This is a genomic window from Roseibium sp. SCP14 (assembly GCF_040329475.1).
In the GTDB taxonomy this organism is placed as follows: domain Bacteria; phylum Pseudomonadota; class Alphaproteobacteria; order Rhizobiales; family Stappiaceae; genus Roseibium.
Map to the genome: position 1 here is coordinate 218,204 of NZ_JBDZYH010000005.1, position 25,698 is coordinate 243,901.

Genomic DNA, 25,698 nt, shown 5'->3' on the forward strand with positions numbered 1-25,698 from the left:
GATTATTCAAAAGTCAACTGAGTTGACAAATGACTATTTTGCATGTTGTAACAATACCCAACGGGAGAGGAGCTCGTAATTTTTTGGGAGGAACGGTGCAAAACGTCACCTGCAAACTTCGTGGACTGGAGAAGTCCTTCGGGCAGAATCATGTCCTGAAGGGAATTGATCTGGATCTGCGGGCCGGCGAAGTCACGGCACTGATGGGAGCAAATGGCGCGGGCAAGTCCACGCTTGTGAAGGTGCTCTGCGGCTATCACTTTGCCGATGCCGGAAATATCGAGCTGGGCGGTCACCCCTTTGCGCCGATTGACGCAGCAGACGCCATCTCCAAAGGCGTGGTCACGGTCCATCAGTCCATCGACGATGGTGTCATTCCGGATCTCGACGTGGCCACGAACCTGACGCTGGACCGGCTGACAGAACCTGGTGTCGGCCTGTTCGTCAACGACAGGAAACTGCGTCAGCAAGCACGGCAGGTCGCCGAAAGCATGGGCCTGACCATGGACGTGCGAACCCGCGTTGCCGACCTGGATGTGGCAGATCGTCAGATGATCGCCATTGCACGCGCAATGGCCAGGTCACCAAAGCTGCTCATTCTCGACGAACCGACTTCATCGCTGTCGGCCTCCGAGGCAGAGCGTCTCTTCACCCTGATCGACCGTTTGCGCGCCGAGGGCGTCGCGATCCTTTACATCTCACACCGCATGTCCGACATCCGCCGTGTCGCCGACCGGATCGTTTCCATGCGCGATGGCGCGATATCCGGCATCTTTGAGAGCGAGCCGCTCGATTATGTCGGTGCGGTCAACGCCATGCTCGGTCACCAGATGACAGAGGTGGATATTGATCCGGTTTCCGGTGGCGAAGTCGTTCTGAACATCGACAATCTGAAGCTGTTCGAAGACAGCAGGGAAATCAATTTCACCGCCAGGGAAGGTGAAGTGGTTGCCTTCACCGGCCTGCTTGGAAGTGGCAAGACGCGGCTTGCGGAGATCATATTCGGCCTCGCCGCTCCGGAGGGCGGAAGGCTTCAACTCGACGGGCAGGACTACCTGCCGAAAGAAGCAGCGGACGCGGTTTCCAAGGGTGTCTTCATGTCGCCGAAGGATCGTAGCGTCAATGCGGTCGTGCAGGATTTCGACATCGCCAACAACATGACCCTGCCATTCCTGAAGGCCTTCAGCCGGTTTTCCTTCCTGAGCGACAGGGCCCAGCGCAAGGCGAGCGACGAGATGATCGGCAAGATCGGGGTCGTGTGCCAGACCAATTCCGACGGCATCGACACGCTGTCGGGTGGCAACCAGCAAAAGGTCATGATCGGACGCTGGCTGCTTAAGGCCTCGCGTGTCCTGCTTCTGGACGAGCCGTTTCAGGGCGTGGACATCGGCGCGAGGCGCGATATCGGCCGTTATATCCGCCGGACGGCCAATGGCCGCACGACACTGGTCTTTGTTGCCGAGATTGATGAAGCCCTGGAAATCGCGGACCGGATCGTCGTTTTGAACGAAGCGGCCATTGCCGGTGAATACTTGAACAAGAATGTCGACCTGAACAGCCTGGTTGCGGACGTGTCCGGCCCCGGTGAGCGGCTGGCTCTCGCAGGATGAATTTGGAAAGATGAACAAGAACGCACTCGATTTTGCCATTCGATATGGCTTCCTGGTCCTGCTCGGCGGCCTCGCCCTGTTTTTCTCGCTTTACGCAAGCGGATTTGCCAGCCCGCGCTCGGCTGTCTTCGTTCTGCAATCCGTCGCAATCACCGGCATCCTGGCGCTTGGTGTCACCTGCACGCTGGTTGTCGGCGGTTTCGATCTGTCCATCGGCTCCGTGGCCACATCGGCCCTGATGCTGTCCGCCTATACGATGGTGATCATGGAGCAGTCGGCGTTCGTCGCCGTTGCCCTGTGCTTGCTGATGGGCGCCGCCGTCGGACTGGTCAACGGTCTGCTCATCGTCAAGATGCGCGTTCCGGACCTTCTTGCGACCCTTGGCATGATGTTCCTTCTGATCGGTCTTCAGCGCATTCCAACACAAGGAAACTCGATTGCGACCGGCATGAGCCTGCCCGACGGATCGGTGGCCGAAGGAACATTTTCCGCAGCCTTTCTCTGGCTCGGGCGGCATCGTTTCGACCTGTTTCTGGATCGCCTGTTGCCGGTTCCCGTTGTCGTTTTCCTCTTGATCGCCCTCTTGATCTGGCTGTTCCTCGGTTACACAAGACATGGCCGCCTGATGTACGCGATCGGTTCCAACGAGCGCGCGGCCGAATTGGTCGGCACCAACGTTCACCGCTACAAGATCGTCGCTTACATGATCTCCGGAATGCTGGCCTCTGTGGGGGGGATCCTGCTGGCCGCGCGTCTGGGTCGCGGCGATATCGCATCCGGAAACAATCTGTTGCTCGACAGCGTCGCCGCTGCACTTATCGGCTTCGCTGTTCTGGGGGCCGCGCGCCCCAATGCCTTCGGAACGGCCGCGGGCGCCCTGTTTGTCGGCATTCTTCTTCAGGGTCTTACCATGATGAATGCCCCCTACTACATGCAGGATTTTGTCAAAGGCGCCGTCCTGGTCGCCGCTCTGGTTTTCACATTCTACCTGTCCTCGCGCCGCGGCGGCAGGAGAACAGCGTGACGCCGCCAAGGCGCCCGTTCATATTGGGAGGAAGCAATATGCTCAGACGTGAATTTATGAAGTTGGCCGTCGTGGCCGGAATTGGTTTCACGGGGGGCAGCGCCCTTGCTGCCGACATGCCCGCCCCGTTCGACAAGCCGGAAGACGTGAAGATCGCCCTGGTGCGTTACCTGTCCACCGGTGACTTCTTTCAGTCCTACCTGTCAGGCGTTGAAAAGCAGGCCGAGGCGCTCGGCGTCGACCTGCGTGTCTTCGACAGCCGCCAGGATGCCGCGCTTCAGGCGGACATGGTTGATCAGGCGATTGCCCTCGGCGTCGATGGCATCGTCATTCAGCACGGTCTGACGGAATCCATGAAACCGGCCGCGCAGAGGGCGGTCGACGCCGGCATCAAGGTCGTTGCCTTTGACGTCAACGTGGAAAACGACGCCATCCCGCAGGTCGAGCAATCCGACTACATGCTTGGCAAGCTGGCCCTTGAACAGGCCATCAAGGACAATGGCGACACGTTTACCGCTGGTTATGTCTATGTGCCGGGCATCGCACCGCTTGACCGGCGCGACGTGGCCTGGAAGGAAGTGAAGAAAGACAATCCGGGTATCAAGGAAGCGGCCATGTTCGGCACGCTGGACAACCCGATTGCCAATTCCGTCGCCAACCAGGCGCGGTCCGTCCTGCAGGCGAACCCCACCATCAACGTTGTGTTTGCGCCCTATGACGAATTCGCCAAGGGCGTGAAAATCGCCGTTGACGAGGCCGGACTCAACCAGGACATCAAGATCTATTCCGCTGACGTTTCAACTGCCGATATCTCCGCGATGCGTGAGCCGGATTCTGCCTGGGCAGCAACGGTTGCCACCAACCCGGCGGTTGTCGGCGAAGTCAGCGTTCGTACCCTTGCCCTCATGCTGGCGGGTGAAGACCCCGGCAAGCAGGTCATCGTTCCGCCGACCCTGATCACCCAGGCATTCCTCAACGAACAGGACGTCAAGAACATGGAAGATCTCGGCGAAAAGATGCCCCAGTTCCAGCATGCGGACGTTTCCGTCGCCGAATGGATCCCGTTGCCGAAACGCTAAGGCGCCCCAGCTCAACCCTTCCAAACCCGGCACATCGTTGCCGGGTTTGTTTTTTGGCGCTTACCGGCCGAACTTTACTTTTGCCCGTCACCCTTTAAGTTGAAGACCTTACGACGAGCACCCGCCCCATCTTTGCGGCCTCAGAATCCACCCCAGACAGAATTGCGACACCCATCATGACCGAAGCCAAGAGTGGCGACACGGTACGTCTTCATTACAAGGGCACGCTGGATGACGGCTCAGTTTTCGACAGCTCGGAAGGACGGGAGCCGCTGGAGTTCACCGTCGGGTCCGGCCAGATCATCCCGGGTCTCGACAAAGCCATTCCCGGAATGAAGATCGGCGACGAAAAGACTGTCCGGGTGGAAGCGGCAGAGGCTTACGGACCGCACAACCCGGCCGCAAAGCAAGCCGTTCCACGGTCGAACATTCCCGAAAACGTTCCGCTGGAAGTCGGCCTCCAGTTGCAGGCGCAGACAGAAAACGGTCAGATGATGTCCGTGACCGTCGTTGAGATTTCCGACGATGAGGTCACCCTGGACGCCAACCACCCGTTGGCGGGGAAAGACCTGACCTTCGAAATCCAGCTGACCGGCATCAACTGATTTTCCGAACCTTCGGCTCGCACTGACAGCAGCCTGGTTACGACAGCCAGAAGCCCGCCTCTCGGCGGGCTTCCAGCGCGTGGATCATTCAAAGTGGAAAAGACGATCCCGACGCGCGTGTCAGATTTCCGGTGCCCTTGATGCCTGATCGAAGCCGTTGTCCTCACCGGTTCGTTTTTTTCCCTGACGCAGCGCAAACCACACCGCTCCCAGGATAAGCAGAACGTTGATGCCGATCAGCACCGCAGAGACGGGGCGGTCCAGAAATATCCAGTGTCCGTCATGGGAAATCAGAAGCGAACGCCGGTAGTTGTTTTCCAGCAGCGGGCCGAGGATCGCTCCGATGACGACAGGCGCCAAAGGATAATCGGCCACCCGGAAGAGAATTCCGATCACCCCGAATGCGAACATGACCCACAGATCGAATACGGAGGCCTGAAGAGCGAAAGTACCGATTGCACACATGAGCAGCACTACGGGAATGAGATGCGATTTACGGATGCGCAGAACGTACACAAATAGAGGCGTGGTCAGTATCCCGGCGACGAGCAGCATGAGATTCGAAGCAAGGTAGACGAGAAAGACACCTCCAACGATTTCCGGCTGTTGCTCGAACAAAGTCGGCCCCGGGAACAGTCCAAGTATTAGAAGGGCACCGATCAGAACAGCGGACGACGCATCACCCGGAATTCCAAGCGCGAGCGATGGAACAAGCGTGCCGCCAACCGTTGCGTTGTTGGCGCTTTCCGTGGCGACCACCCCGCCTTCTTCTCCTTCCCCGTATTTTTCATCCGGTCCGGCGGTCGCCTTGGCAGCGGCATAGGCGGTGAAGGAACTGATCACGCCGCCGGCGCCCGGCAAGGATCCGAAGAACGCCCCGATGGCACTCGATCTCAGAAGATTGGTCCAGTGCTTGAGCGTCAGCAGGACGGATGAGAAATTTGCCCTGACCACCGGAATATCCGGTTTGCGTGTCAAACCCGACCCCATGATCTGGAATGCCATTTCAGAAACGGCGAACAACCCGACCACGACAGCCACAATGTGAAAACCGTTGAGCATGTGATGGGAGCCGAACGTGAAACGATATCCGGTTGAGAATTCATCTGTTCCGATTGTTGCCAGAAGCAACCCGAAGCACCCGGCCAGCAACCCCTTGATCAGCGACCCGCCCGAGATCACGATGATTGCCGTCAGGCCGGTGATTGCCAGAGCGGTGTATTCGGGCGGAGCGAAGCCGCTGGCAAACCTGGCCAGAAGCGGTGCGAAGAATATCAGCACGATGCCGCCGAAGAGTCCGCCCAGAGCGCTCGCGGTGATCGCGATCCCGATCGCATCCGCCGCCCGGCCCTTTTGCGCCATCGGGTAACCGTCAAACAATGTTGCCGCTGCAAGCGGTGTGCCCGGAATGCGCAGCAGTATTGCCGAAATCGAGCCACCGCAGGACCCGCCGACGAAGATGGCGATCAGAAATCCCATGGCCGCGATTGGCGGCTGACCGATTGCGACCGGTAGCATCAGGATGATGCCCATCAGCGGTCCCAGGCCCGGGAGAGCCCCGACCAGCAGACCGAACAGGAGACCTGCCAGTGTCAATCCGAGGGCAAGCGGGGTGAGAAACAGACCGAACCCGGTGCTGAGAGAATCAATCAACATGTGCTTACCACGGGATGTTCAGATGCCAGATGCCGCCAGGCAGGACGATCTTGAGAAAAACCTCGAACAGGAACGCAAGCCCGAAGGAAATCCCGATGCCGTAGATCAGCACCGGCACCGGCCGCCGGTATCCGCAGATCCAGAGCAATGCCATGAGCATTGGCGGCGTCGACAGCTGATAGCCGAGCGTTCCCAGCGCCAGCAGATAGCAGGCAAAGACTGCAAGCAGCGCAACGGGTCTTGCGAGTTGCGCCATTGACACGCGCTGACCTGGAACCTTTTGCCGCCAGACACTGACTGCCGCCAGAACCAGAAACCCAGACATCAGGATTGCCACCGCCTTCGGATAGGCCGCCGCGTTGTCATAGGGTGAGCCGGAAGCGATTCCCTGCTCCGTCATTGACGTGGAGATTTGCTGAAACACCACGCCGATGACGCAGGCGAAGATCAGGAGAACCAGCCATTCCGCATGTTTCCTGGTCATGATCTTCGCCCTCCTCCAGAAGGTTTACTGCCGAACTTTCGCAAGTTCTTCTTCTTCCCATTTGAGAGCATTGCCCATGGCCCCGAGCTGATCGGCGACCGGACCGACGACTTCCTCATACTGGTCATGGTCCCAATCGAGAGGAACGAAGCCTACACGGATGATTGCTTCGCGAACATCCTCGCGTTTCATCGCAGCTGCCATTGCGCTGCGAAGCGCTTCGGTTTCCGCATCCGGAGTATCGGGATGAACGAGCCACCAGGTCCAGCCCATCGGAGCCAGGCCGGAAAGGCCAAGGTCGATGTCGAGATCCGTGATGCTGGGTGCACCATCGTACGACGCCTTGGCGCCGGGCAGTTCGGACAGGACCAGCAGGATGTCGAACCCTTCCTTGTCCTGCAGATAGGCACCGACATTCACGAAGGCGAAGTCCAGGACACCGGATTTCAGGTCCTTGCGTGCGTCGCCGTCCGTTTTATAGGGAATGTTCTGGGCGACGACGCCGTAGGACTGGAGCACCTTTGCGATCACCATGTGCGGCAGATTGTTGCGAGACCCGGACGAATAGCGGAGCTTTCCGGGATTGGCCTTGCCCCATTCCATCATTTCTTCAAAGCTGCTCCAGCGTGTTTCACCGACACGGCTGCCGATGGAAAAGGCGTTCGATACCGCGGCATGGAGCGGTTTGAAGTCCTTGTAGGTCCATTCGGCGTTGCCCAGCACAGGTTGAAGAACCAGCGGTGCGACGTAACCATCGATGACCGTATATCCGTCCGCAGGCCTGCTCATCGCCGTTTTGAACGCCTTGGTCCCGGCTGCGCCCGGTGTCGAAATGACGGTCATCGCAACACCAAGTTCCTCTCCCATGGCCTTGGCGATGATCTGGCTCATCGACATCGCAGTTCCGGCGGACCAGGGAAACACGTTTTCAACCGTGCGCTCCGGAAATTCGGCTTTTGCTGCGCTGACGCCAAGCACAGAGGCGATTGCAACACCTGCAATCATTATCCTCTTGAACATTTCAATTCCCTCCCGTTGATACCGGTCAACCCTCACTGACCGAATGTTTGCTGCGTTAGTTGCGACCGGTCATACACGCGCGATAGGTCTCCAACCCATAGTGCGAATAGATTTCCTCCGGTGCGTTGTGCTTGAGAAGATGAGCGACGATCGCCTCGCACAATCGCGAAACGACGGCATCATCATTGATCGGATCGAGTTGGCCTGGATCGTTCTCAAGGTCGAACAGGCAGGAGCCGTCATGCCAATTGGCGACACAGGCCTGTCCGGTTTCTCCAATGTCGGGATCAAGCGTGATCTTCAGAAGCGGAGATCCCTTTGTGAAATCGAAGGGTTGCGCAAGTTCCGCCGAGCGCATCTCGTCATCGCTGAACAGGTTCTCAAGATGAGACGGCATGACCGTGTAGGCTGGCAACGCCTGACCGTCCGGATCCTCTGGAAAACGATAGTAGCTGTACCGCCCATCCGTTACACAGATCGGACCAGCAAACATGCCGAGGATCGCGGTATCCCGCTCCGGTGCCGTTCCCTTCAGAACCGGCAAAACGGAATGGGAGGTGACTTCTTCAGGAATGTCGATGCCATAGAAATCCAGAAGCGTGGGCATCAGATCGGTGGTTTGCGTCAGCCCGTCTATGGATCGTCCTGCCGCCTCTGCCATCGAAGGATGCCAGATCATCAGCGGAATATGTGAGATCTCCTCGTAGTAGGGCATCTTGTTCTTGGCCCACCACTCATGCTCGCCCAGCAGAAAACCGTGATCGGTTGTCAGGACGAGCGCCGTTGTCTGCCAGGCATCTTCGCGGTCGAGCCAATCAAGCAGCTTGCCGAAATACTCGTCGCACATCGCAACCAGCGCTGCGTAATTGGCACGGATCTCCGCGACCTCTTCTTCGGAGTTGGTGACTTTCTCATAAATCGGCCAGTCCAGGATCTTGCCCTTGTAGCCGGTGGCAAACGCCTCCTTGAACCTTTGCGGAGCCGTGAAGGGTTCATGGGGATCGAAACACTCCAGCTGAAGGAACCAATTGTCCGCTGCCCGATTGAGTTCCAGAAACTCGAGCGCACTCTGGAAACACTTTGCGGTCGGATAATCCCGCTCTTCTTCCATGAAGATCGTATTGGTGGCGTGGCGAAGCCTTCGCCAGGTTGTCTGATCCGTGTTGCGCCGGGTGATTGTGTCCCCTTCGTCCAGCCCGCTCATCGGATAGTGGCGCTCGTCGAACATTTCACGCAATCGGGCGACCGGAGGCTGGGTCAGCACCTTGATCGCGTCATATTCCTGCCCGCGGATGAAGTCCCAGCTGTCAAAGGCATTCACATAGCCGGAACCGCCATTCTCGAAGTAATGAAGGTGGTCCGAGACGATATGTGTGTAGACGCCATTTTCGCTCAGGATGGATGCAAAACTGTTGTCGAACGGCTCCAGCGGGCCCCATGGCCGATGCATGAAGTTCAACCGACCGGTGTGCATGTCCCTGCGCGCGGGCATGCAGGGCAGGGACCCGGCGTAGTGCTTTGTAAATGTTGCCGCTTTTTGAGCGAACCGATCGAAATTCGGGGTGGGAACGGCCGTACCGCCATACGCACCGATAGCGCTGCGGTTCAGCGAGTCAAATAGCACGAAGATAGTGCGCATCAGGTTTTTGCTTCCTCCCTACCCGGTTACTGCTTGCATACTCTAGGGATCTCGTCGAAATTCGAAAAATGAAAATTTTGGACGTCAGCCATAGAGAAATGGAATGGATAGAAATCTCGCGACGCTTTTGATGATTGCCAAGACAGGCAACATGACCACTGCGGCGGAAAAACTGTTCATCACGCAGCCGACTCTCACCAAGAGACTTCAACAGCTCGAGCAAATGTACGGTGCCAAGCTGGTCGAGAGACTGCCGCGCGGAGCAAAACTGACACCCATGGGCGAAGAACTGCTCCCTTTCGCGCGTCGGATTGAGCAGTCCTACCTGCAGGCGAACGAAGCCCTCAACGCCTTCAAGGACGGACACCTCGACGAAATCAGGGTGGGCGCCGGCCCCTTGTTTCACTTACGATATCTGGGAAAGGCCTTCGCAGTTCTGCATGAGGAGTTCCCCGACACCCGCATCAGACTGACAGCAGACGTCAACTCACGGAACCTGCCGAAAATCCGCCAGGGGCTTCAGGACGTCATGTTCGGAACAACGGAAAACCTCGACCCGGATGACGAAGTTCGCTTCATGCCGCTCACAATCGTGGAACAGGGCGTCCTTGTCAGCGCCGATCACCCGCTTGCGCACGCCGACACTGTCGGAGCGCAGGATCTTCAGGATGTCAGTTGGATCGTTTACAGCGACACGCCGGAGAACGAGGAAATGGCGAATGCCTATTTTGCGCTTCAAGGGCTGAAACCGCCGAACATGGTTCTGCAGACAAGTTCCTTTGCGCTTGGCTTGCAGATGCTGGAAAGCAGCCGGAGCGCCATGACGGTGCCCGCCCAACTGGAGCCGACGCTCGACCGAACCCGTTACAAGGTGCTGAAACCTGATCCACCCATCAGCCGGAAACCGGCAGGCGCCTTTTTTCGAAGTTCGACCATTGCATTTCCCGTAGTCGCTCGCCTGATCGAAATCGTGCAGGAACAGATTGGCTGAAACCGGCGACGCGGAAAGCGCTCAGAACCAAATACGGACCAGCTATTGCGCAGCTGCCGGTTCCGCAGACGCATCGACATCCTTGACCAGCGTTTCTTCCATGAACACCAGGAAGATGATCAATCCCACCGCGGCCGTTCCCGCAAGGCTCATGAAACCGACCGTGTAATTGGTGAACTGCACGATATATTCGGCAACGATGTTGCTGAGGGACGCTCCGATACCGATCAGCATCGCCAGAACACCTTGCGCAAGATTGAACCGGCCGGTTCCATTGGTGATGTCGGCCAGAACCAGCAGAAACACCATGGCAAAAATACCATTTGCGACACCGTCCAGAGCCTGGATCGCGACAAGTGCCACCGGATTTTCAAAATAGGCGAACAGAAACCCGCGAAACGGCAGCACTGCAAACGCGATCAGAAACAACGGCTTCCGCCCCCAGACATCCGCCTTTTTGCCGCAGAATACAGCCATTGCGATCATGACCAGTTGCGCTGCGATGACACAGGCGGCGGTAAAGGCGATTCCATGTTCAACGTCACTGTTGGACGACAGTTTCTGACTGACGAGCGGCAGCATCGCCGCATTGGCCGAGTGGAACAGGAAGATGCAGATCGCAAAAACAAGCAGCCGCCTGTCCTCGAACAGGCTCAGGATCCCTTCCGGATTTCCCGATCCTTTCTTTTCCTCGGCAAGTCCACCACGGGCAAGGTCATGATCGATCGCATTCCTGTCGATCAGCAGGGCACAGAAGATCATGCCGCAGGCCATTGCGGCAACCAACCAGAAAACGCCCAAGGCCGACCAGGTGAGTGCAAGAATGGCCGCCAGGATGGCCGCAATCATGTTACCGGCATGGTTCCAGGCCTGATTGGCGCTGGTCTGTTTGGTGAAATAGGCATGCCCGACAAGGCCAAGGGTCACCGCTGCGATCAATGGTCCGAGGAAAGCAGACGCTGACCCGATCAGGATCTGTGCCGTGTAAACGGCCGCCGCATCATTGAAAGCCAGTATGCCGAGCGTGCTCACCGCTATGGCAATCGCACACCCGATCAAAAGAGTGCGTTTCCAGGTTACCGCATCAACGATGGCACCGGCCGGCGACTGCATAACCACGGTTGCGATACTTCCCGCGGCAAGCGCAATCCCGATCGAACCTGGCGACCAGTGCTGCAGGGAAAGTAGGTAAATTGCGAGATAGGGGCCAATTCCGCCAACAACGTCACCAGCAAAGAAGTTCACTCCGAGCAACGGTTTGTTCAGCTGCATGACATCTTTCCCACGCCTGATTGAAGACCTGATGCAATTCTCGCAGACTACAAATAAAAAATATATTTACCCATTTTCATGCACCTTAAAATGGAATACCGATGCATTCCATAAGGAATTACGAGAATCAATTAAATGCCTTTAAGTTTAATTGTATCTATATTTGTGTTCTTCATGATTGCGATCCGTCAATGGTTGCCAAGTTGGGTGAAGATCTGGCAAATCATGACAGCTGGCGCCGTATTCCTTTTGGTAACAGGAAATATTTCACCTTCTGAAGCACTAAGTTCCATTGACTGGAACGTGATCGCTTACCTGTTTGGTGTATTCGCTATTTCCCACGCGCTTTTCGCGTCCGGCATTTCCAACGAAGTCAGCAACTGGATCTGCGCCGATTCCCGCCCGGTTCCGGCAATCCTGTTCTATTTCATCCTGTTTGTGACAATCGTTTCGGCCGTGCTGACAAATGATGCCGCAGCTGCCATCGGAACTCCGATCGCGATTGCCATTGCAGCAAGTCTTGGAATTCGCGCCGCCCTGCCCCTGATCGCCTTGTGCGTATCCGTCACAGTCGGGAGCATGTTTTCACCCGTCGGCAATCCGCAGAACCTGTTGATCGTGGCTGACGGACACTTCACCAACCCGGTTGCCGTGTTCCTGGAATGGCTTCTCGTACCCGGCCTGATATCGCTCGCTTTCACGCTTGTGTGGTTCTGGTACTGCTTTTCGAGAGAAGAAACGGGCGACCCACCCTCCCATGTTGCTCCGGAGGAACAGACACTGCGGCAGTGGCCGGCACTTCTCTCAACAGGACTATTGTGTGCACTTGTCCTGATCGACAGTTTTGCTCACGGCTCTTCCTGGATACCGGACCTGCCCCTGGGGGCGCTCAGCCTCATTGCCGCCGTACCGCTGTTCCTGTTTTCCTCGCATCGCGTCCAACTTGTGAAGGAGGTCGATTGGCACACGCTCATTTTCTTCGTGTCCATGTTCATCGTCACGGGCGCCGTGCTGAAGTCAGGCGCACTTCAGGAATGGTTGAGCCCCTGGCATGACCAGTTGGGCGATCCGGTGCTTGTCACGTCGATTGCCTTTTTCGGCAGTCAGGTGTTTTCAAACGTTCCGCTGGTCGAGATTTACCTGAACCTTCTTGAAGATCATGAGACCGCAACGCTGATGCTGCTCTCCGGTATCTCCACGCTTGCGGGGAACCTTTTCATTCTGAGCGCCGCCAGCAATGTCATTATTGTCCAGCAGACCGAGAAACATGGCGTCACACCGTTTCAGTTCTGGCAATTCACCCGCTACGTGCTGCCGGTGACCGTTGTATCCCTGGTCGCGTGTTACGTCTGGGTTGCCTTCGTGACAGAGCTCAACGGGTAGACTGTCGCCCGAGAGCAAGCGCCAAAGATTTCACCCGCATTACGTGAAACTGCCGCAATCTGATGCGAAAATCATGATAAGCAATTGCAATTCCTGTCATACTCACCCTATGTAGGTGCTGGTTTTCATACGATCTGGTCCGGAGAAACCCTGTTCATGGCTGTTGATGTTGACGCTCTGGTGGATAGGCGGCGTTTGAGGCGCAAAGTCACTTTCTGGCGCGTGGCAACCTTTGTCGTCGTTGCAGGGGCGCTGATCGCCGGCCTTGCCTATGTGTCGGGAACGACCGGCAAGCGGTCCGCTCATATTGCCCGTATTCCCATCGAGGGTGTGATCCTGGAAGATCGCAAGACGCTGAAGATGATCGAAAGAATCGGCAAGGCGGATGCGGTCAAGGGCGTCGTTGTCTCCATCAACTCTCCCGGTGGCAGCACCACCGGCGGCGAGGCCATCTACCAGGCCCTGCGCGAACTGTCTGAAAAGAAACCGGTGGTCGCGGAAATCCGTACTGTCGGAACATCCGCTGGTTATATGGTCGCCCTTGCCTCGGATCACATCGTGGCGCGATACAACACCATCACAGGGTCGATCGGGGTTCTCTTTCAGTTCGGAAATGCGCAAAAACTTCTTGAAACGGTCGGCGTTCAAATGGAAGCGGTCAAGAGCGCACCGCTCAAGGCCGAACCTGACTTTTATTCCGAGACCACGCCAGAAGTACGTGCAATGCTTTCGTCTCTGGTCAAGGATTCCTACGAATGGTTCGTCGGGCTGGTTGCAGAGCGCAGGGATCTTTCTCCCGCCAAAGCAAAAGAACTTGCCGACGGACGCATTCTGACCGGCCACCGAGCTATGGAAGAAAAGCTCATCGATGCCATCGGTGGTGAAGACGTTGCCGTCTCCTGGCTGGAAACCGAAAAGGGCGTTGCCAAGGATCTGCCCGTCGTTACCTGGACAACAAACAGCAACCTTGAAGAGCTTCCATTTTCTTCACGCGTCTCGCGAGAATTCGGAAATGGCATCGGATCTGCTCTGATAAATCCTATTATTGATGCTAAGGGGCTGATTCCTCGAGGTCTTACGCTTGACGGGCTCGTATCCGTTTGGCAGGCTTCTGACGCGGCAGACAAATAATCGTTAAGCGAGAGGGGGCGCAGCATGATCAAATCAGAACTTGTTCAGCAAATCGCCGAGCAGAACCCGCACCTTTATCAGCGTGACGTTGAGAACATCGTCAACGCCATACTGGATGAAATCACTGAAGCCTTGATGCGTGGGGATCGCGTCGAGCTGCGCGGATTTGGCGCATTCTCTGTCAAGAACCGTCCGGCCAGAGTTGGCCGAAATCCTCGTACCGGTCAGAAAGTGGAAGTGGATGAGAAACACGTTCCCTTCTTCAAAACCGGCAAGGAAATGCGTATACGTCTGAATGACGGTGTAGACCACGGCGACGACTAGTTGCGCCGCCCAGGCTTGCCCGTCTCAAACTGAAATCTGATCTGGTAAAAACCGGGAGGCCACCGTGACCCGTTTCGTTAAGTATGTGATCTTGTTCGCAATCGCGGTGGTATTGCTTCCCTTGGCAGTCACAAACAGGCACACGGTCTCCCTGTCCCTGAACCCTTTCGATCCGCAGGACCCAAGGCTGACCATTCCTGACATTCCGCTGTTTTGGATTATCTTTGCCAGCCTTTTGATCGGTATCATACTCGGTGGGTTTGGTGCCTGGGCCAAGCAGGGCCGCTGGCGCAAGGAAGCGCGTGTAAAGCGCCGCGAAGCCGACAAGTGGCACAAGGAAGCGGACCAGCTGAGGGACATGCAAGCGGCCGCACAGCCAGCTTCCAACCTCAAAGGCCTTGCCGGACCGGATAATCGTTCGGCTGCCTAGAGCATTTCCCGTATAATCGTCCGATGCGGATCATATCCAGCGACGAAATAGAAGCATGTCTTGAGGACAGGCCTGTTCTGGAGACCCTGAGGCGTGCGTTCCGGTCCAACACCGTGACACCACTCATTCCGGACCTCGCGATCGACCGGCTCGATCAGCATTCCGGTCATTTGTCCTTTCAACCGGCCTGGACGGACTTTGCCGCGCAAGGAGATGTCTCCAGAGGATATATCGGCTGCTCGCTTGCACTGGACCTTCCCGAACAGAAAGGCCTCTCCTCCGGCCTTTACATTCTCTTTTCCGGGTCCGGAGGCCAGCCGATCGCCCTGATCGACGGCGTTCGCCTGAATGCGTGGCGAACGGCGGGAATTCACGCCTTGGCCGCCGCCTATCTCTCCCGCGAAGACACTTCCCGGCTTCTCGTCATCGGCGACGATCCGCGCCTGCCGAGACTTTTGTCCGCTTATGCCGCAGTGAGAAATTTCACCTCGATCCTGCTTGCCGGTACTTCGAAAGAAACCCAGAAGAGAATTAGCAGCCAACCTGCCATGGAAGGTGTTCATATCGGTGTGACGAATGAAATTCATGCCGCACAGGAAGGCGCGGACATGATCTGCGTTGCGGGACCGGAACACGATACCCAGACGCACCACTCGCTGACCTACCTCGATCCACCTGCCGGGTGCCACATAGATGTGCTGGACACAACCGCGCTCCTGCCGTCGGAACTGCTTGAGGAAGCCCGACTGTTTTCCTCCGATCTTTCAAACCCGCCGAGAGCGGAACTGGAATGGGCTGCGGACCTCAAGGAGCTGGCTCAGGGAAGCAAGGCGGGGCGCCGATATTACGGCCAACGAACCCTTTTCCTTCCCGGCCCGGGAACCGGCCTTGCCGACTATGCGCTCGCTGCACACATTTTTTTGAGATCATAAACTCTGGAACTTCTGGCATGATGTCCCACATTGCAGGGTCAGCAGGGGTAAAACCAGAAAGCGAGGACCTGAAAGGACGCCCGTATTGCCTTTAGGCAAAAAATGGGCCCGCTTTCCCCATTGTCGTTTTGCAAAGGAGCAGGAAATGCTGACGACACTTGCCTATTCGGCAAGCCTACCGGTGATCGCATTTGGACTAATCGTTTACGTGTCGGGCACGTACGGGCTTGTATTTTAAGAAAAAAGCCGGTTCATAATGAACCGGCTTTTTTGGCATTCGACCGTCGTTCAGTCCGCCATTTCCGCCGGCGTCATCCAGCCCTGAGCAGCTCCGTTCACATCCTTCAAGATTGCAATCCGGCCAACGCCGGGAACATCGAACGGCGGACGGACAATTTCCCCGCCATGGGCCTTTGCCAGCTCCAGGCGCTCGTCGACGTCATCTACCGCAATGTAGGAAAACCAATGCTCCGGCAGGCCTTCAAACTGCGGTCCGTTCATCGCGAACAGGCCTGCAACGGGTTTGTCACCAAGTTTTGCAAGCAGATAGACACCTTCTTCCATCGGCATTTCCGTAAATGTCCACCCCAGCGTCTTGCCATAAAACTCACGGGCCTTGTCCGTGTCGCGGGTCATCAATTCATTCCAGTAAAAAATACCGTGTTCAGCCATCTTGGCCTCCACCCTGTCAAAAATACCATACCCCACATTACTCCCAGCCACATCAAAACACCATCTTCGGGCTACGTTCCCAAAACATTACTGACGGGAAGCTGTCAGGAACAACCTGTTACAGTCCGCCCCGATTGTAGATATTGTGGAGGTCAAGGTGCTACCGATCACCATACTCTTGACGGAGCAATACTCGGACTGGGAAATAGCTTCTCTTGCCGGGCTCGGGCGTGCTTTCTATGGCGCCGATATCGACTATGCCACACCTTTAGGCGGACAGGTTACCTCGGTTGCCGGGTTGACGATCGCCAACACCAAACGATTTGAAGCCCCCACCCGGGGCGTTGTCGTTGTTTGCGGAAGTCCAGGATTCGAAAACAATCCCGCGCCAGAGATCGAAGCGCGTTTACAGCAGGCCTCCGGGAGCGGTTGCGTCGTCGCGGGCATATGCGGTGGAACCGCGGTGTTGGCACGTGCGGGCTTGCTTGATCACGTGCGGCACACCTCAAACGCGCCCGGATATCTTGAAAAACATGCTCCGGCTTACGCGGGTGGTGCTCATTACGTCGATCAACCATCCGCACTACGGGATGAAAACATCATCACAGCACCGGCACCTGCTCCGGCCAGTTTCGCGGTTGCGGTTCTGACTGCCGCCGGTGTCGATGAGCAGGCGGCGGCACAGATCAGATTTCTGCTTGGAAAAGAGCATACCAAGGAGAACTGGGTGTGATCCGGGCGTATCAGCTTTCGGTTCCGCTCCTGTAGCCGGGCAAGGTCCAGCCGTAAAGGATCGCGCCCCCGCGCAACAGCAATGCAATGGCCGCTGCAATTGCGGCTGCCACGATTTGCGGTAGTCCCAGATGAGCAAGCACGACAAAGCTCCCAGCTCCCGCAAAGGCGGCAGTTACATAAATCTCGGATTTGACGATGGTCGAGGGATCCCGGGCGATGGTATCACGCAGGATGCCACCGAATGTCGCTGTCGATACGCCCATCAGGACGGCGACCAGAACGGTATCACCGACCGACATGGCCTTGGCGGCCCCCATGACGGAGTAGGCTGCTATGCCGATTGCGTCTGCCCACCTCAGCGGCTTGTTCAACTTCTCTATCAGGTGAGCGAAGAACCAGACGACAATGCTGATGATTACACAGACGAACAGATAACCTTCATTTTCTACCCAGAAGACGGGAACACCGAGGAGCAGGTCCCGCAAGGTCCCGCCGCCAATCCCGGTCAGTGTTGCAAAAAAGAGAAAGGCAATGAAGTCCAGCTGCTTGCGGGACGCAACGATGCCGCCTGTTACAGCAAAAACAGCAACGCCAAGATAGTCCAGGTATTGCAACAGCATCACGTTCTCCAGAGCCGTATCCATTCCGGGATTTCATTTAAAGGCCATCAGACAAATTCTGTCTTAACGACGAGATCGAGGTGCTGTGCCTGCACACCTTATTGCGCCCAGGGCTTGCCTTCGCCGTGGATTGGAACGCTGCTCGTGCCTGGTTTTCCGGGTTTCATCGATGACCAACAAAAAACCGCTTCGGCCAAAGGCAGAAGCGGCTTTCGAAACTCGGGAAATCCCGGACTGCTCGTCAGGCGCTCTTATCGACCGTCTGTCCGGCCTCTTCCGTTGCCGCCTGCGGCTGCGCGACCTCTTTCGGTCCACCTTTGGAGACGCCGACCATGGCCGGACGCAGAACGCGTTCGCCAATGACGTAACCGGCCTGCACGACCTGAACAACCGTGTTGTTCGGCACTTCGGTGTTCGGCACCTCGAACATGGCCTGGTGGAAATTCGGATCGAATTTCTGGCCTTCCGGGTTCAATTTCTTCACGCCGTTCTTTTCGAGCTGGTTGAGCAGATCCCGCTCGATCATCTCGACGCCTTCGATCAGCGAAGCAATTCCGGCATCCGCGTTCTTGCGGTCCTCATCCGGCAACGCTTCCATTGCACGGCGCAGGTTGTCGGACACGGTCAGCATGTCACGCGCGAAACCAGACACCGCATATTGCCGGGCATCCTTGATTTCTTTTTCTGTGCGGCGGCGCAGGTTTTCCATTTCCGCCATCGTCCGAAGCGCACGGTCTTTCAGATCCGCGTTTTCAGCTTGCAGAACTTCGATCGGATCGATTCCGGCTTCTTCGGCGGCATCCGGTTGCGCAGCCGCAGCTTCGGTTTCCGGGTTTACGCCTGCCGGCTGTTCTTCCGGGGTTTTGTTTTCGTCGCTCATGAATGTTCCGTTTGGCTCAAACTAGTTGCCGATGCTTATACGACCGGTTGTCCACTTTTTCAAAGAGGATCGGCGGACAAGCAAAAGCTTATCCGCCGGATGCGCTCATATGATGTCCGCAGCCGGCCGGCCGCAGGCAAATAGCAGTTAGATAGCGCTCTTGATCCAGTCGGAAAGCTTGCCTTTCGGGGCAGCACCAACCTGGGTTGCCATCGGCTCGCCATCCTTGAAGAGGATCAGCATCGGGATCGAACGGACGCCGTATTTCATGGCCATGTCCTGATTCTCATCGATATTGAGCTTGGTGATCTTCACCTGACCGTTCATCTCTTCGGAGATTTCTTCCAGCGCCGGCGCGATCATTTTACAGGGGCCGCACCATTCCGCCCAGAAGTCGACAACGACCGGGCCATCGGATTTCAGGACTTCGGTCTCAAAGGAAGCATCGGTAACTTGAGTGGTTGCCATATCAAGATCTCGTGGTTCTAGAATTCACGCCTACCCGATGTAAGCGCGTCAGTTGGCCCGAACGTAGGAAGCGGCAAGCCTGTCGTCAAGCTGCTGTGCCGTCAGGACGCAGCCCGGCAAAGGTCCGATCCAGAATTTCGGTGGGAATTTCCATCAAAGATGGTGCTGCCGTCCAGAGCAGGCAAGCGGCAATTTCCCTATCCGGATAAATCTGCTTCAGCATTTCCCTGTAAACACAAAGCTGTGCGCGGTATTCCAACGGCACGGCCTCTGCAGATTGCGGCGGATTGAAATTGGTCTTGTAATCCACAATCACAACCCGTTTATCATCGACCAGCAACCGGTCAATCTGCCCTGAGACCTCCACTTCGGTGCCATCGCTTGAACGAATCGTTCCGACAACCGGAACTTCGGCCTGTGCGGTTTCGGCAAACAAGGGCGCAAATGTTGCCGAATCGAGTATCGCAGCGACTTCCTCCAGCAGCTTTTCACGATAGTGCTCAAATTCCGGCTTCAAACTTTGCTTCAGGTAATTTCCGGCCGCAGCCAATCGTTCTTCTTCCGAAATGGCCGGAAGAAGTTCCAGCAACCGGTGCACAAGACGGCCTCGTTCCAGTGGCCAGGAGGCAGGCTGGCTATGCGCCTGAAGACGGGAAATGGCCGAAACCGGCGTAACGCCTTCTTTTTCCTCCATTTCCTCGAACGCCCGGGAAGGCTGCAGGCGCTTCTTCTTCGGCAGCGACCGTACCGGTTGCGCCAGCCACGCATGCAGTTTTTCCTCCTCTGCTGTCAGCTTTACATCTGACGGGTGCCCTGCATGGTCTTTATCTTTTTCCGGATCGCCCGAACTTTTCTGCCAGCGCCACGCAGACACTTCACCGGCGGCATCAAACAGTTCCCTGGCCTCGGGCTTCAAGGCCCGTTCCACCATGGAATACCAGCAGTTTTCATGAGCGCCGCGTTTCGGTTCCCAACCGCAGACGATCAAGCGGTCTTCCGCTCGGGTCAGCGCTACATACAGGAGCCGCCGATATTCCTCTTCCTGTGCGTCCCGCAGTCCTTCGACGGCTTCATCATGCCAGGGAGTACGATCTGCCTTGGACGGCAGCCATACCAGCGCTGGTGGCAGCAATTCGTTTTGCAGACGCATGCGCGGCAGGAACGACGGGTCGTGAATGGCACTGACCGGCGCGGCTCCCGGGTCCACCAACACCACGATCCTGGCTTCCAGCCCCTTTGATCCGTGCACGGTCATGATCCGGACCATGCCCTTGGTGTTGGTGAGTTCCCGCTTGATTTCCGTCGGTGCGGCAGCCATCCAGGCCAGAAAACCTTCAAGACTTGGTGTTCCGGCCTGTTCGTAAGCAATTGTCAGGGCCAGGAATTCGTCGAGAACATCATCAACTTCAACACCCAGCCGGGCGCGGAAAGTCTGGCGTCCTCCGTCAGCTCCCAGCAGGCGGGCATAGAATTCGTAAGGAGGAACAAAGTCGGCACGCGCGCGCCAATCTTCCAGCCGGGCGCGAACGGCCTGCCATTTTTCCGAGAGTTCGGATCGTTTGACCAGCATCTGCCAGAGGGTTCCCGGCCGGATTTTTTCCGGTGTCTCGCGCGCAACCTCCAGAAGGTCTTCATCGCTCAATCCGAAGAGCGGGCTTCTGAGGACACAGGCCAGCGACAGATCATCTTCGGGAAGCAGCAGAAACCGTCCGAGTGCGGCCAGATCCTGAACCGCAACATGGTCCGTCAACACCAGGCGGTCACTACCGGCAGCCGGAATGTCGAGCTGCTTGAGTTCCCGGTTGAGAGCTTCGACAAAAGGACCGCGCTTGCGCACCAGGATCATCACGTCGCCCGGCTCTGCCGTTCCGGTTCGCATCCATTCGGCTATTTCAGACGCGATCCGCTTGGCAACCTTGAGCATCGGACTACCGGTGCCGACATGATCGATCGGCTGGCGCCAATCGTCCGGTTCTTCGATCTCTGCTTCGGCTTCCAGCGGCCAAAGATCAACGATGCCGGGATCACGTCTGATGGCCTCGTGAACGGGTGCGACAATTTCCTGGGACAGTCCCCTGTGAGCGCTTTCGTCCTTGAACACCCTGTCAACGGCACCAAGCACGTCCGGTGTCGAGCGGAAGGACAGCTGCAGGTTGACGGAGTGAAACTCCTGTTCCGCCGCTCCGGCCTGGCTGGAAAAGGCGCGCCGCATGGCGTCGAAATAAGCCGGAACAGCCCCCTGGAACGAGTAGATCGACTGTTTTTCGTCCCCCACCGCAAAGAGGGTGCGGGTTCTTTCGTGAGCGCCCGTTCCGGCGAAAAACTCCGACGCCAGCGCCGTCACCACTTCCCATTGGCGCGGACTGGTGTCCTGGGCTTCATCGACCAGAATATGGTCGAGCCCCTGATCGAGCTTATATTGCACCCATAGCGCCGCATCGGACTTTTGCAGAAGCGTTGCGGTTTTGACGACAAGATCTTCGAAATCCAGGTACCCGCGCGCCGTCTTGGAACGCTCATAGTGACGAATGACGGCATCTGCGAGCCGCAGGAGCGACTGTGTTCCCTCGAAGGTCGCAACCTTGCGACGCTCGTCCAGAAGAGCCAGCAACCGGGTCTGCTCGCCAACAAGAGCTTCGACCATAACCGGGAACGCTTCGGCCACTTTCTTGGTTGCCAGCGATTTCCGTGGTTCCAGTTTGCTGGTCAGGAAAATCTGTTGCCAAGCTTCGCGAAAGCCGGTCGGATCGGCAATCTGCGATGCTGACGCGAGTGCATCGGCACGCGCCTGATCGGTCTTGGAGCCTGTGTTCAGAGCCTCGGTATAACTGAGGCATGTATTCCGGTCGAAGGGACACTCATCTTTGAATCGGCTGTCAAAATCCGCCAGGCGCACGGTGACGTCAACTTCAAGAATATGAGCCAACTCCTCCAGAGCTGCTTCCAGATCGCCCGCATCCACTGTCCAGCGACGAAAGGCATCCCGGCTTTGGATGAGCTCGTCCAGCGCCTTTTGGGCGCCGCCATCGCTCATCAGGTCGATGACAGAAGCAAGCGCCTGACCAAACGCGCTTTCAGGCTCGGTTTCCGCCTGATGCAGGACGCTGGCACGTGCCTCGGCCATCAATTCCGCGGCAATCCGGTCATCCAGAACCGAAAAATGTCCGGCGACATTCGCTTCCAGCGGAAACTGGTGCAGCAGAGATTCGCAGAACCCGTGAATGGTCTGGATTTTCAGGCCACCAGGGGTTTCCAGAGCGCGTGCAAACAGCCGGCGCGCCATGGCGACACGCTTTGCATCCGGCTTGCGGCCCTCGATGTCCCGAAGTTCGGCGGCAAGCTCACCGTCCTCCATTGTCACCCAGGTGCCGAGGATCTTGAAAACGCGGGTGGCCATCTCCGCCGCGGCTGCCTTGGTGAAGGTCAGCGCCAGGATCCGCGACGGATCGGTTCCGTCCAGCAGCAAGCGCACGACACGGCGGGACAGAACAAAGGTTTTACCAGACCCCGCGTTCGCGCTCACCCAGGCAGAAGCGCGCGGACGCGATGCCAGATCTTGCCGTTCCCTGGTCAGCTGGGGAATTTCAAATCCGCTCATGACGGTTCGTCTCCCCCAAGCGCCCATTCCTGTGTGCGGGCAAGATGATCATAGACGCCATCCATCTGGCGCTCGCGCATCACACGGGCGCGCGATCGATAACCAGTCTCCACCTTGGCATAGTGCGCGATCAGCTGTTCCAGTCTCGTCCAGGCATCCTCGATGAGATCTTCAAGTTCGGTTTCCTTGGGATTGCGCCTTGCCTCGATGACGGGCTCTGCTCCCCCCTTGAGCTGAAGGTACAGAAGTTCGGAAACCGGAGCATCGGCTGGAATATCCTTGAAGCCGTACCGCTTGATCATTGCCGCTTCCAGCAACAATTGCGGCGAAAGAAGTGCATCGACCTGTTTCTGGGAAGGAACCTGCCCTGTCTTGTAGTCGATCACCGACAGTCCGCCGCTCTTCAAAAGATCGATCCGGTCCGCTCGACCGCGCAGGCGGAAGTCAAAGCCCGGCAGTTTCAGCTCAACACCGCCGCCGATTTCCAGAAAGCGTTGTTCAATTGCCCTGGATCGTACCGCCTCGTAGCCAACGAAACCGGCAGCAATTCTTTGGAACCGGGGCCACCAGAGAGCCCGGATGGCCGGAAAGGCATCAAGCGGCTCGAACAGGTCCTCACCTATATCCGTCAAAGCGGCTACTGCGCTGTCGTCAAATGCGCCCGTCCAGGTGCTCAGGAACTCGGCCAGGGCATCGTGAATGAGATTGCCCTTGTCAGCTGCACCCGGTTCACCACCAATCGGATCGACCGACTGCAGTTCCAGAACATGGCGTGCATAGATCGCATAAGGATCCCGGACCAAACGCTCGATTTCGGTGATCGACAGCGTTGCCGGGCGTGCTGCCAATGGCGGCGTGGGACAAGGTCTCCTGGCTGGCTGGACGGGTCCAGGAGAACGATCAAGCAGCGCGGCAAGGCCGGAGTAGACAGCTCCTCTTTCTTCCATCACCCGTGTAACCGACGGTCCTGCGAGGGTCGTCAGGCGTTGCAGCCAGCGGGAGGTCACGGTGGGAGCCCCGTCAGCTCGGGCAGTCCGGGACAGAAGAACCCGCTTGGCGCCCATGCCTTGCGCAAAATCATGTGCGGCTGCGCCAAGCCTGCGCTCCGGCGGCTCCAACCCCATGTCCCGCTTCATCGGGCGGTTCAGCCAGGGATCGTTGCGGGTACGCTGCGGCCAGACGCCTTCGTTCAATCCGCCCATGATCACAAAATCAAAGGATTGCAACCGCGCTTCCATTGGCCCCAGGATCTGAACCCTGGGGTCGCCCGGCAGTCGGCGGCGCACGGCCTGGCCGGACATAAGCGCCGGCAGAACAGATGGCCATTCGTATGGCGGGACTTCCAGGCCGCTTGACGATGCTTCCAGAAGGCCGGTCAGGAACTGTGCCAGCGCTTCACCTGCTTCGCCCGCAAACAGTTCCTCTGTTGAGCCGGTATCGTCCACGGCGATTGCTTGCACCACATCGACATGACGTCTGGCAAGCTCGGTAATGGAGACCGGGTCTGTGGTTTCAGCAAGGTCTTCAAGTGGCTTGAGTGCTGTTGCCAGCCTGTCCACGAGGTCGGATATCACGTCCCAATCCGCGTCATGGATCTTTTTCCAGCGTGGTGTGTGCGCCTTGCCGGCGTCTTCCCGGCTGGCTTCAACGGCCAGCTTCAGACCATCGGTTCCAGGACGGGCCCGCGGGCCGCGAATGACCCCGCGTTCAAGCGCCCGCGCCGCTGACCGAATGTCCTTGACCGGCAGTCCCAATCGCGCAAGCGGATGTTTCAACAGGGACAGCAAGTCGATCGGTTCACAGCCATTGAGGGCGAGTTTCGCAGCCAAAAGCGCGAGGATGGCCGGAGCGGTCTGGTCGAGGGGACGGCCGGCACTGTCATCTACCTGAATGTTCCAGCGGGCAAGTTCGGCCGCCACCCGGCGCGTCAGCATCCTGTCCGGAGAAATCAGTGCTGCCGTCTCACCGCATTCGATCGTCTCGCGCAAGGCGATCGCCACGCTCAATGCTTCATCGGCTTCGTTGCGAGCCGTCAGGATAGAGACCTTCTCAAGAGCCCTTGCCCGAAGATCCTCGGGCGTCGCTTCAAGATACTCTGTCCAGCCGTCAGACGTATCGGCCGGGCGCAGGGCTTCGGAAACCAGTTTTTCCCGCAAGGCGAGATCCTGCGGTACGGATGGGCCCAGTTTGCGAACCCGCGAGCGGTTTACCTCCAGGCGATCCAGAAGCTGTTTCAGCGAATACTGCGGATGCGATGGCAGGAGCGTGCCGGATCGGCCGAAGAAATCGCGCTGCGCCGTCCCTTGCAGATCCCGTTGTCCGAGCGAGTGCCACGACATGTCGTCCAGGTGCTGATCGAGGCCGGGCAGAACGATGACCCCCTGATCCAGCCCCGCGACCACTTTCAGAAGTTCCGCCGTTGCAGGCACCGAGCCGGTCACGCCGGCCACGATGACCGGTCCTCTATGCGCCGCGCCGGCAAGGCGTTTCGCCTCGCGGCGGATCAGTGCGGACCGCCTGGCCTTCGGGTCCATGCGTCTCAATTCGTTCAGGTGTGCAGGCCACGCCTCCTGGACAATTTTCAGGAAATCCAGCGTGATCTGCCAGTAGCGCGCATGCTCTTCGGGAACGAGGCCGGAGAGTTCCGACCAATTGGCCTCTTCCGTTTCCACTTCATCCATGAGGGAAAGCAGATCACCGGCAAGCCAGGCGGCATCTGCGGTGGACGCAGGCAGCCCGAGAGGCTCGTCGGAGCGCAAGCTCAGGGCTTCACGCCTCAGCATGCCCTTCCACGCCTTCACCAGACGTGTCATCGCAAGATGACGTTCCAGCAATGGCATTGCTGGCGGAAGAGCTTCAAGATCGGGCTCGTTGGTCAGGCTGTGTGCATCTTCATCAGCATCACCGACTGGCCTGATAACAGGAAGCAGGACAGGTTTGCCGCCAAATCGCTCCTGAAACAATTCGGGCAGCAGGCGCGCTGCGCGCCGTGTCGGAAGGTAGAGGGTAACCGTTGGCAAAAGCAGCGGATCATCTTCCGGCCGGAAACCCGGCACCAATGTCCCGTCGACAAGCGTATCAACGAGCGTTTTGAGAAACGGAACAGAAGGAGGAATGGAAAAGAGACGCGTTGGCTCGGCCATCC

The 25,698-nt window shown here is 57.6% G+C and carries 22 protein-coding genes; 11 read left to right on the top strand and 11 right to left on the bottom strand.

Going from position 1 to position 25,698, the window contains the following annotated elements; translation table 11 throughout:
- Nucleotides 1-95: 95 nt before the first annotated feature.
- The 4 genes from ABLQ08_RS21155 to ABLQ08_RS21170 all read left to right on the top strand — a co-directional run bounded on the left by ABLQ08_RS21155 (nucleotide 96) and on the right by ABLQ08_RS21170 (nucleotide 4,318).
- Nucleotides 96-1,610, top strand: a complete 1,515-nt coding sequence (locus tag ABLQ08_RS21155) for a sugar ABC transporter ATP-binding protein (protein WP_352945992.1) — start codon at nucleotides 96-98, stop codon at nucleotides 1,608-1,610.
- A gap of 10 nt (nucleotides 1,611-1,620) precedes the next feature.
- Nucleotides 1,621-2,634, top strand: a complete 1,014-nt coding sequence (locus ABLQ08_RS21160; protein WP_352945995.1) for an ABC transporter permease — start codon at nucleotides 1,621-1,623, stop codon at nucleotides 2,632-2,634.
- 56 nt (nucleotides 2,635-2,690) lie between these two features.
- Nucleotides 2,691-3,713: a substrate-binding domain-containing protein gene (locus ABLQ08_RS21165; RefSeq protein WP_352946846.1), complete on the top strand. Its 1,023-nt coding sequence runs from the start codon at nucleotides 2,691-2,693 to the stop codon at nucleotides 3,711-3,713.
- 176 nt (nucleotides 3,714-3,889) lie between these two features.
- A complete protein-coding gene (locus ABLQ08_RS21170; protein WP_352945998.1) occupies nucleotides 3,890-4,318 on the top strand; it encodes an FKBP-type peptidyl-prolyl cis-trans isomerase in 429 nt (142 codons plus the stop codon).
- A 120-nt stretch (nucleotides 4,319-4,438) separates the two neighbouring features.
- On the opposite strand, the gene ABLQ08_RS21175 is transcribed toward ABLQ08_RS21170, so the two are convergent.
- The 4 genes from ABLQ08_RS21175 to ABLQ08_RS21190 are packed head-to-tail and all read right to left on the bottom strand — an operon-like array spanning nucleotide 4,439 to nucleotide 9,117.
- On the bottom strand, nucleotides 4,439-5,974 hold the full coding sequence (locus tag ABLQ08_RS21175) for a tripartite tricarboxylate transporter permease (protein WP_352946001.1): 1,536 nt from the start codon (nucleotides 5,972-5,974) through the stop codon (nucleotides 4,439-4,441).
- Nucleotides 5,975-5,978: 4 nt separating this feature from the next.
- Nucleotides 5,979-6,458 (bottom strand): tripartite tricarboxylate transporter TctB family protein, encoded by a 480-nt coding sequence (locus tag ABLQ08_RS21180; RefSeq protein ID WP_352946003.1) that lies wholly within the window; start codon nucleotides 6,456-6,458, stop codon nucleotides 5,979-5,981.
- 24 nt (nucleotides 6,459-6,482) lie between these two features.
- Complete coding sequence (locus ABLQ08_RS21185; protein WP_352946006.1) at nucleotides 6,483-7,478, bottom strand: Bug family tripartite tricarboxylate transporter substrate binding protein; 996 nt, start codon at nucleotides 7,476-7,478, stop codon at nucleotides 6,483-6,485.
- A 55-nt stretch (nucleotides 7,479-7,533) separates the two neighbouring features.
- Nucleotides 7,534-9,117, bottom strand: coding sequence for a sulfatase (locus ABLQ08_RS21190; protein WP_352946008.1), 1,584 nt, complete (start codon nucleotides 9,115-9,117; stop codon nucleotides 7,534-7,536).
- A gap of 103 nt (nucleotides 9,118-9,220) precedes the next feature.
- On the opposite strand from ABLQ08_RS21190, the gene ABLQ08_RS21195 reads away from it, so the two are divergent.
- On the top strand, nucleotides 9,221-10,108 hold the full coding sequence (locus ABLQ08_RS21195; protein WP_352946011.1) for a LysR family transcriptional regulator: 888 nt from the start codon (nucleotides 9,221-9,223) through the stop codon (nucleotides 10,106-10,108).
- 42 nt (nucleotides 10,109-10,150) lie between these two features.
- On the opposite strand, the gene ABLQ08_RS21200 is transcribed toward ABLQ08_RS21195, so the two are convergent.
- Nucleotides 10,151-11,380, bottom strand: a complete 1,230-nt coding sequence (locus ABLQ08_RS21200; protein WP_352946014.1) for an MFS transporter — start codon at nucleotides 11,378-11,380, stop codon at nucleotides 10,151-10,153.
- A gap of 174 nt (nucleotides 11,381-11,554) precedes the next feature.
- Between ABLQ08_RS21200 and ABLQ08_RS21205 the strand changes: the two genes are divergently transcribed.
- The 5 genes from ABLQ08_RS21205 to ABLQ08_RS21225 all read left to right on the top strand — a co-directional run bounded on the left by ABLQ08_RS21205 (nucleotide 11,555) and on the right by ABLQ08_RS21225 (nucleotide 15,580).
- Nucleotides 11,555-12,763: an SLC13 family permease gene (locus tag ABLQ08_RS21205; RefSeq protein WP_352946017.1), complete on the top strand. Its 1,209-nt coding sequence runs from the start codon at nucleotides 11,555-11,557 to the stop codon at nucleotides 12,761-12,763.
- A 156-nt stretch (nucleotides 12,764-12,919) separates the two neighbouring features.
- Nucleotides 12,920-13,894: a signal peptide peptidase SppA gene (gene sppA / locus ABLQ08_RS21210; RefSeq protein ID WP_352946020.1), complete on the top strand. Its 975-nt coding sequence runs from the start codon at nucleotides 12,920-12,922 to the stop codon at nucleotides 13,892-13,894.
- Nucleotides 13,895-13,918: 24 nt separating this feature from the next.
- Nucleotides 13,919-14,218: an integration host factor subunit beta gene (locus tag ABLQ08_RS21215; RefSeq protein ID WP_352946023.1), complete on the top strand. Its 300-nt coding sequence runs from the start codon at nucleotides 13,919-13,921 to the stop codon at nucleotides 14,216-14,218.
- A gap of 64 nt (nucleotides 14,219-14,282) precedes the next feature.
- A complete protein-coding gene (locus ABLQ08_RS21220; RefSeq protein WP_352946026.1) occupies nucleotides 14,283-14,648 on the top strand; it encodes a LapA family protein in 366 nt (121 codons plus the stop codon).
- 23 nt (nucleotides 14,649-14,671) lie between these two features.
- Nucleotides 14,672-15,580, top strand: coding sequence for an ornithine cyclodeaminase (locus ABLQ08_RS21225; protein ID WP_352946029.1), 909 nt, complete (start codon nucleotides 14,672-14,674; stop codon nucleotides 15,578-15,580).
- Between the two features lie 288 nt (nucleotides 15,581-15,868).
- Here ABLQ08_RS21225 and ABLQ08_RS21230 read toward each other — a convergent pair whose 3' ends face one another.
- Nucleotides 15,869-16,252: a VOC family protein gene (locus ABLQ08_RS21230; RefSeq protein ID WP_352946032.1), complete on the bottom strand. Its 384-nt coding sequence runs from the start codon at nucleotides 16,250-16,252 to the stop codon at nucleotides 15,869-15,871.
- A gap of 157 nt (nucleotides 16,253-16,409) precedes the next feature.
- Between ABLQ08_RS21230 and ABLQ08_RS21235 the strand changes: the two genes are divergently transcribed.
- On the top strand, nucleotides 16,410-16,985 hold the full coding sequence (locus ABLQ08_RS21235; RefSeq protein ID WP_352946035.1) for a DJ-1/PfpI family protein: 576 nt from the start codon (nucleotides 16,410-16,412) through the stop codon (nucleotides 16,983-16,985).
- 10 nt (nucleotides 16,986-16,995) lie between these two features.
- Here ABLQ08_RS21235 and ABLQ08_RS21240 read toward each other — a convergent pair whose 3' ends face one another.
- From ABLQ08_RS21240 to addB, 5 genes are all read right to left on the bottom strand, one after another.
- On the bottom strand, nucleotides 16,996-17,607 hold the full coding sequence (locus tag ABLQ08_RS21240; protein ID WP_352946848.1) for a trimeric intracellular cation channel family protein: 612 nt from the start codon (nucleotides 17,605-17,607) through the stop codon (nucleotides 16,996-16,998).
- Between the two features lie 241 nt (nucleotides 17,608-17,848).
- Nucleotides 17,849-18,487, bottom strand: a complete 639-nt coding sequence (gene grpE, locus ABLQ08_RS21245; RefSeq protein ID WP_352946038.1) for a nucleotide exchange factor GrpE — start codon at nucleotides 18,485-18,487, stop codon at nucleotides 17,849-17,851.
- Nucleotides 18,488-18,634: 147 nt separating this feature from the next.
- Nucleotides 18,635-18,955 carry a thioredoxin TrxA gene (gene trxA, locus ABLQ08_RS21250; RefSeq protein WP_352946041.1) on the bottom strand — a complete coding sequence of 107 codons (321 nt, stop codon included), beginning with the start codon at nucleotides 18,953-18,955 and terminating at the stop codon, nucleotides 18,635-18,637.
- A gap of 85 nt (nucleotides 18,956-19,040) precedes the next feature.
- Nucleotides 19,041-22,553: a double-strand break repair helicase AddA gene (gene addA, locus ABLQ08_RS21255; RefSeq protein WP_352946044.1), complete on the bottom strand. Its 3,513-nt coding sequence runs from the start codon at nucleotides 22,551-22,553 to the stop codon at nucleotides 19,041-19,043.
- Nucleotides 22,550-25,696, bottom strand: coding sequence for a double-strand break repair protein AddB (gene addB, locus ABLQ08_RS21260; RefSeq protein ID WP_352946046.1), 3,147 nt, complete (start codon nucleotides 25,694-25,696; stop codon nucleotides 22,550-22,552). The genes addA and addB overlap by 4 nt, the downstream gene beginning before the upstream one ends.
- Nucleotides 25,697-25,698: the final 2 nt, after the last annotated feature.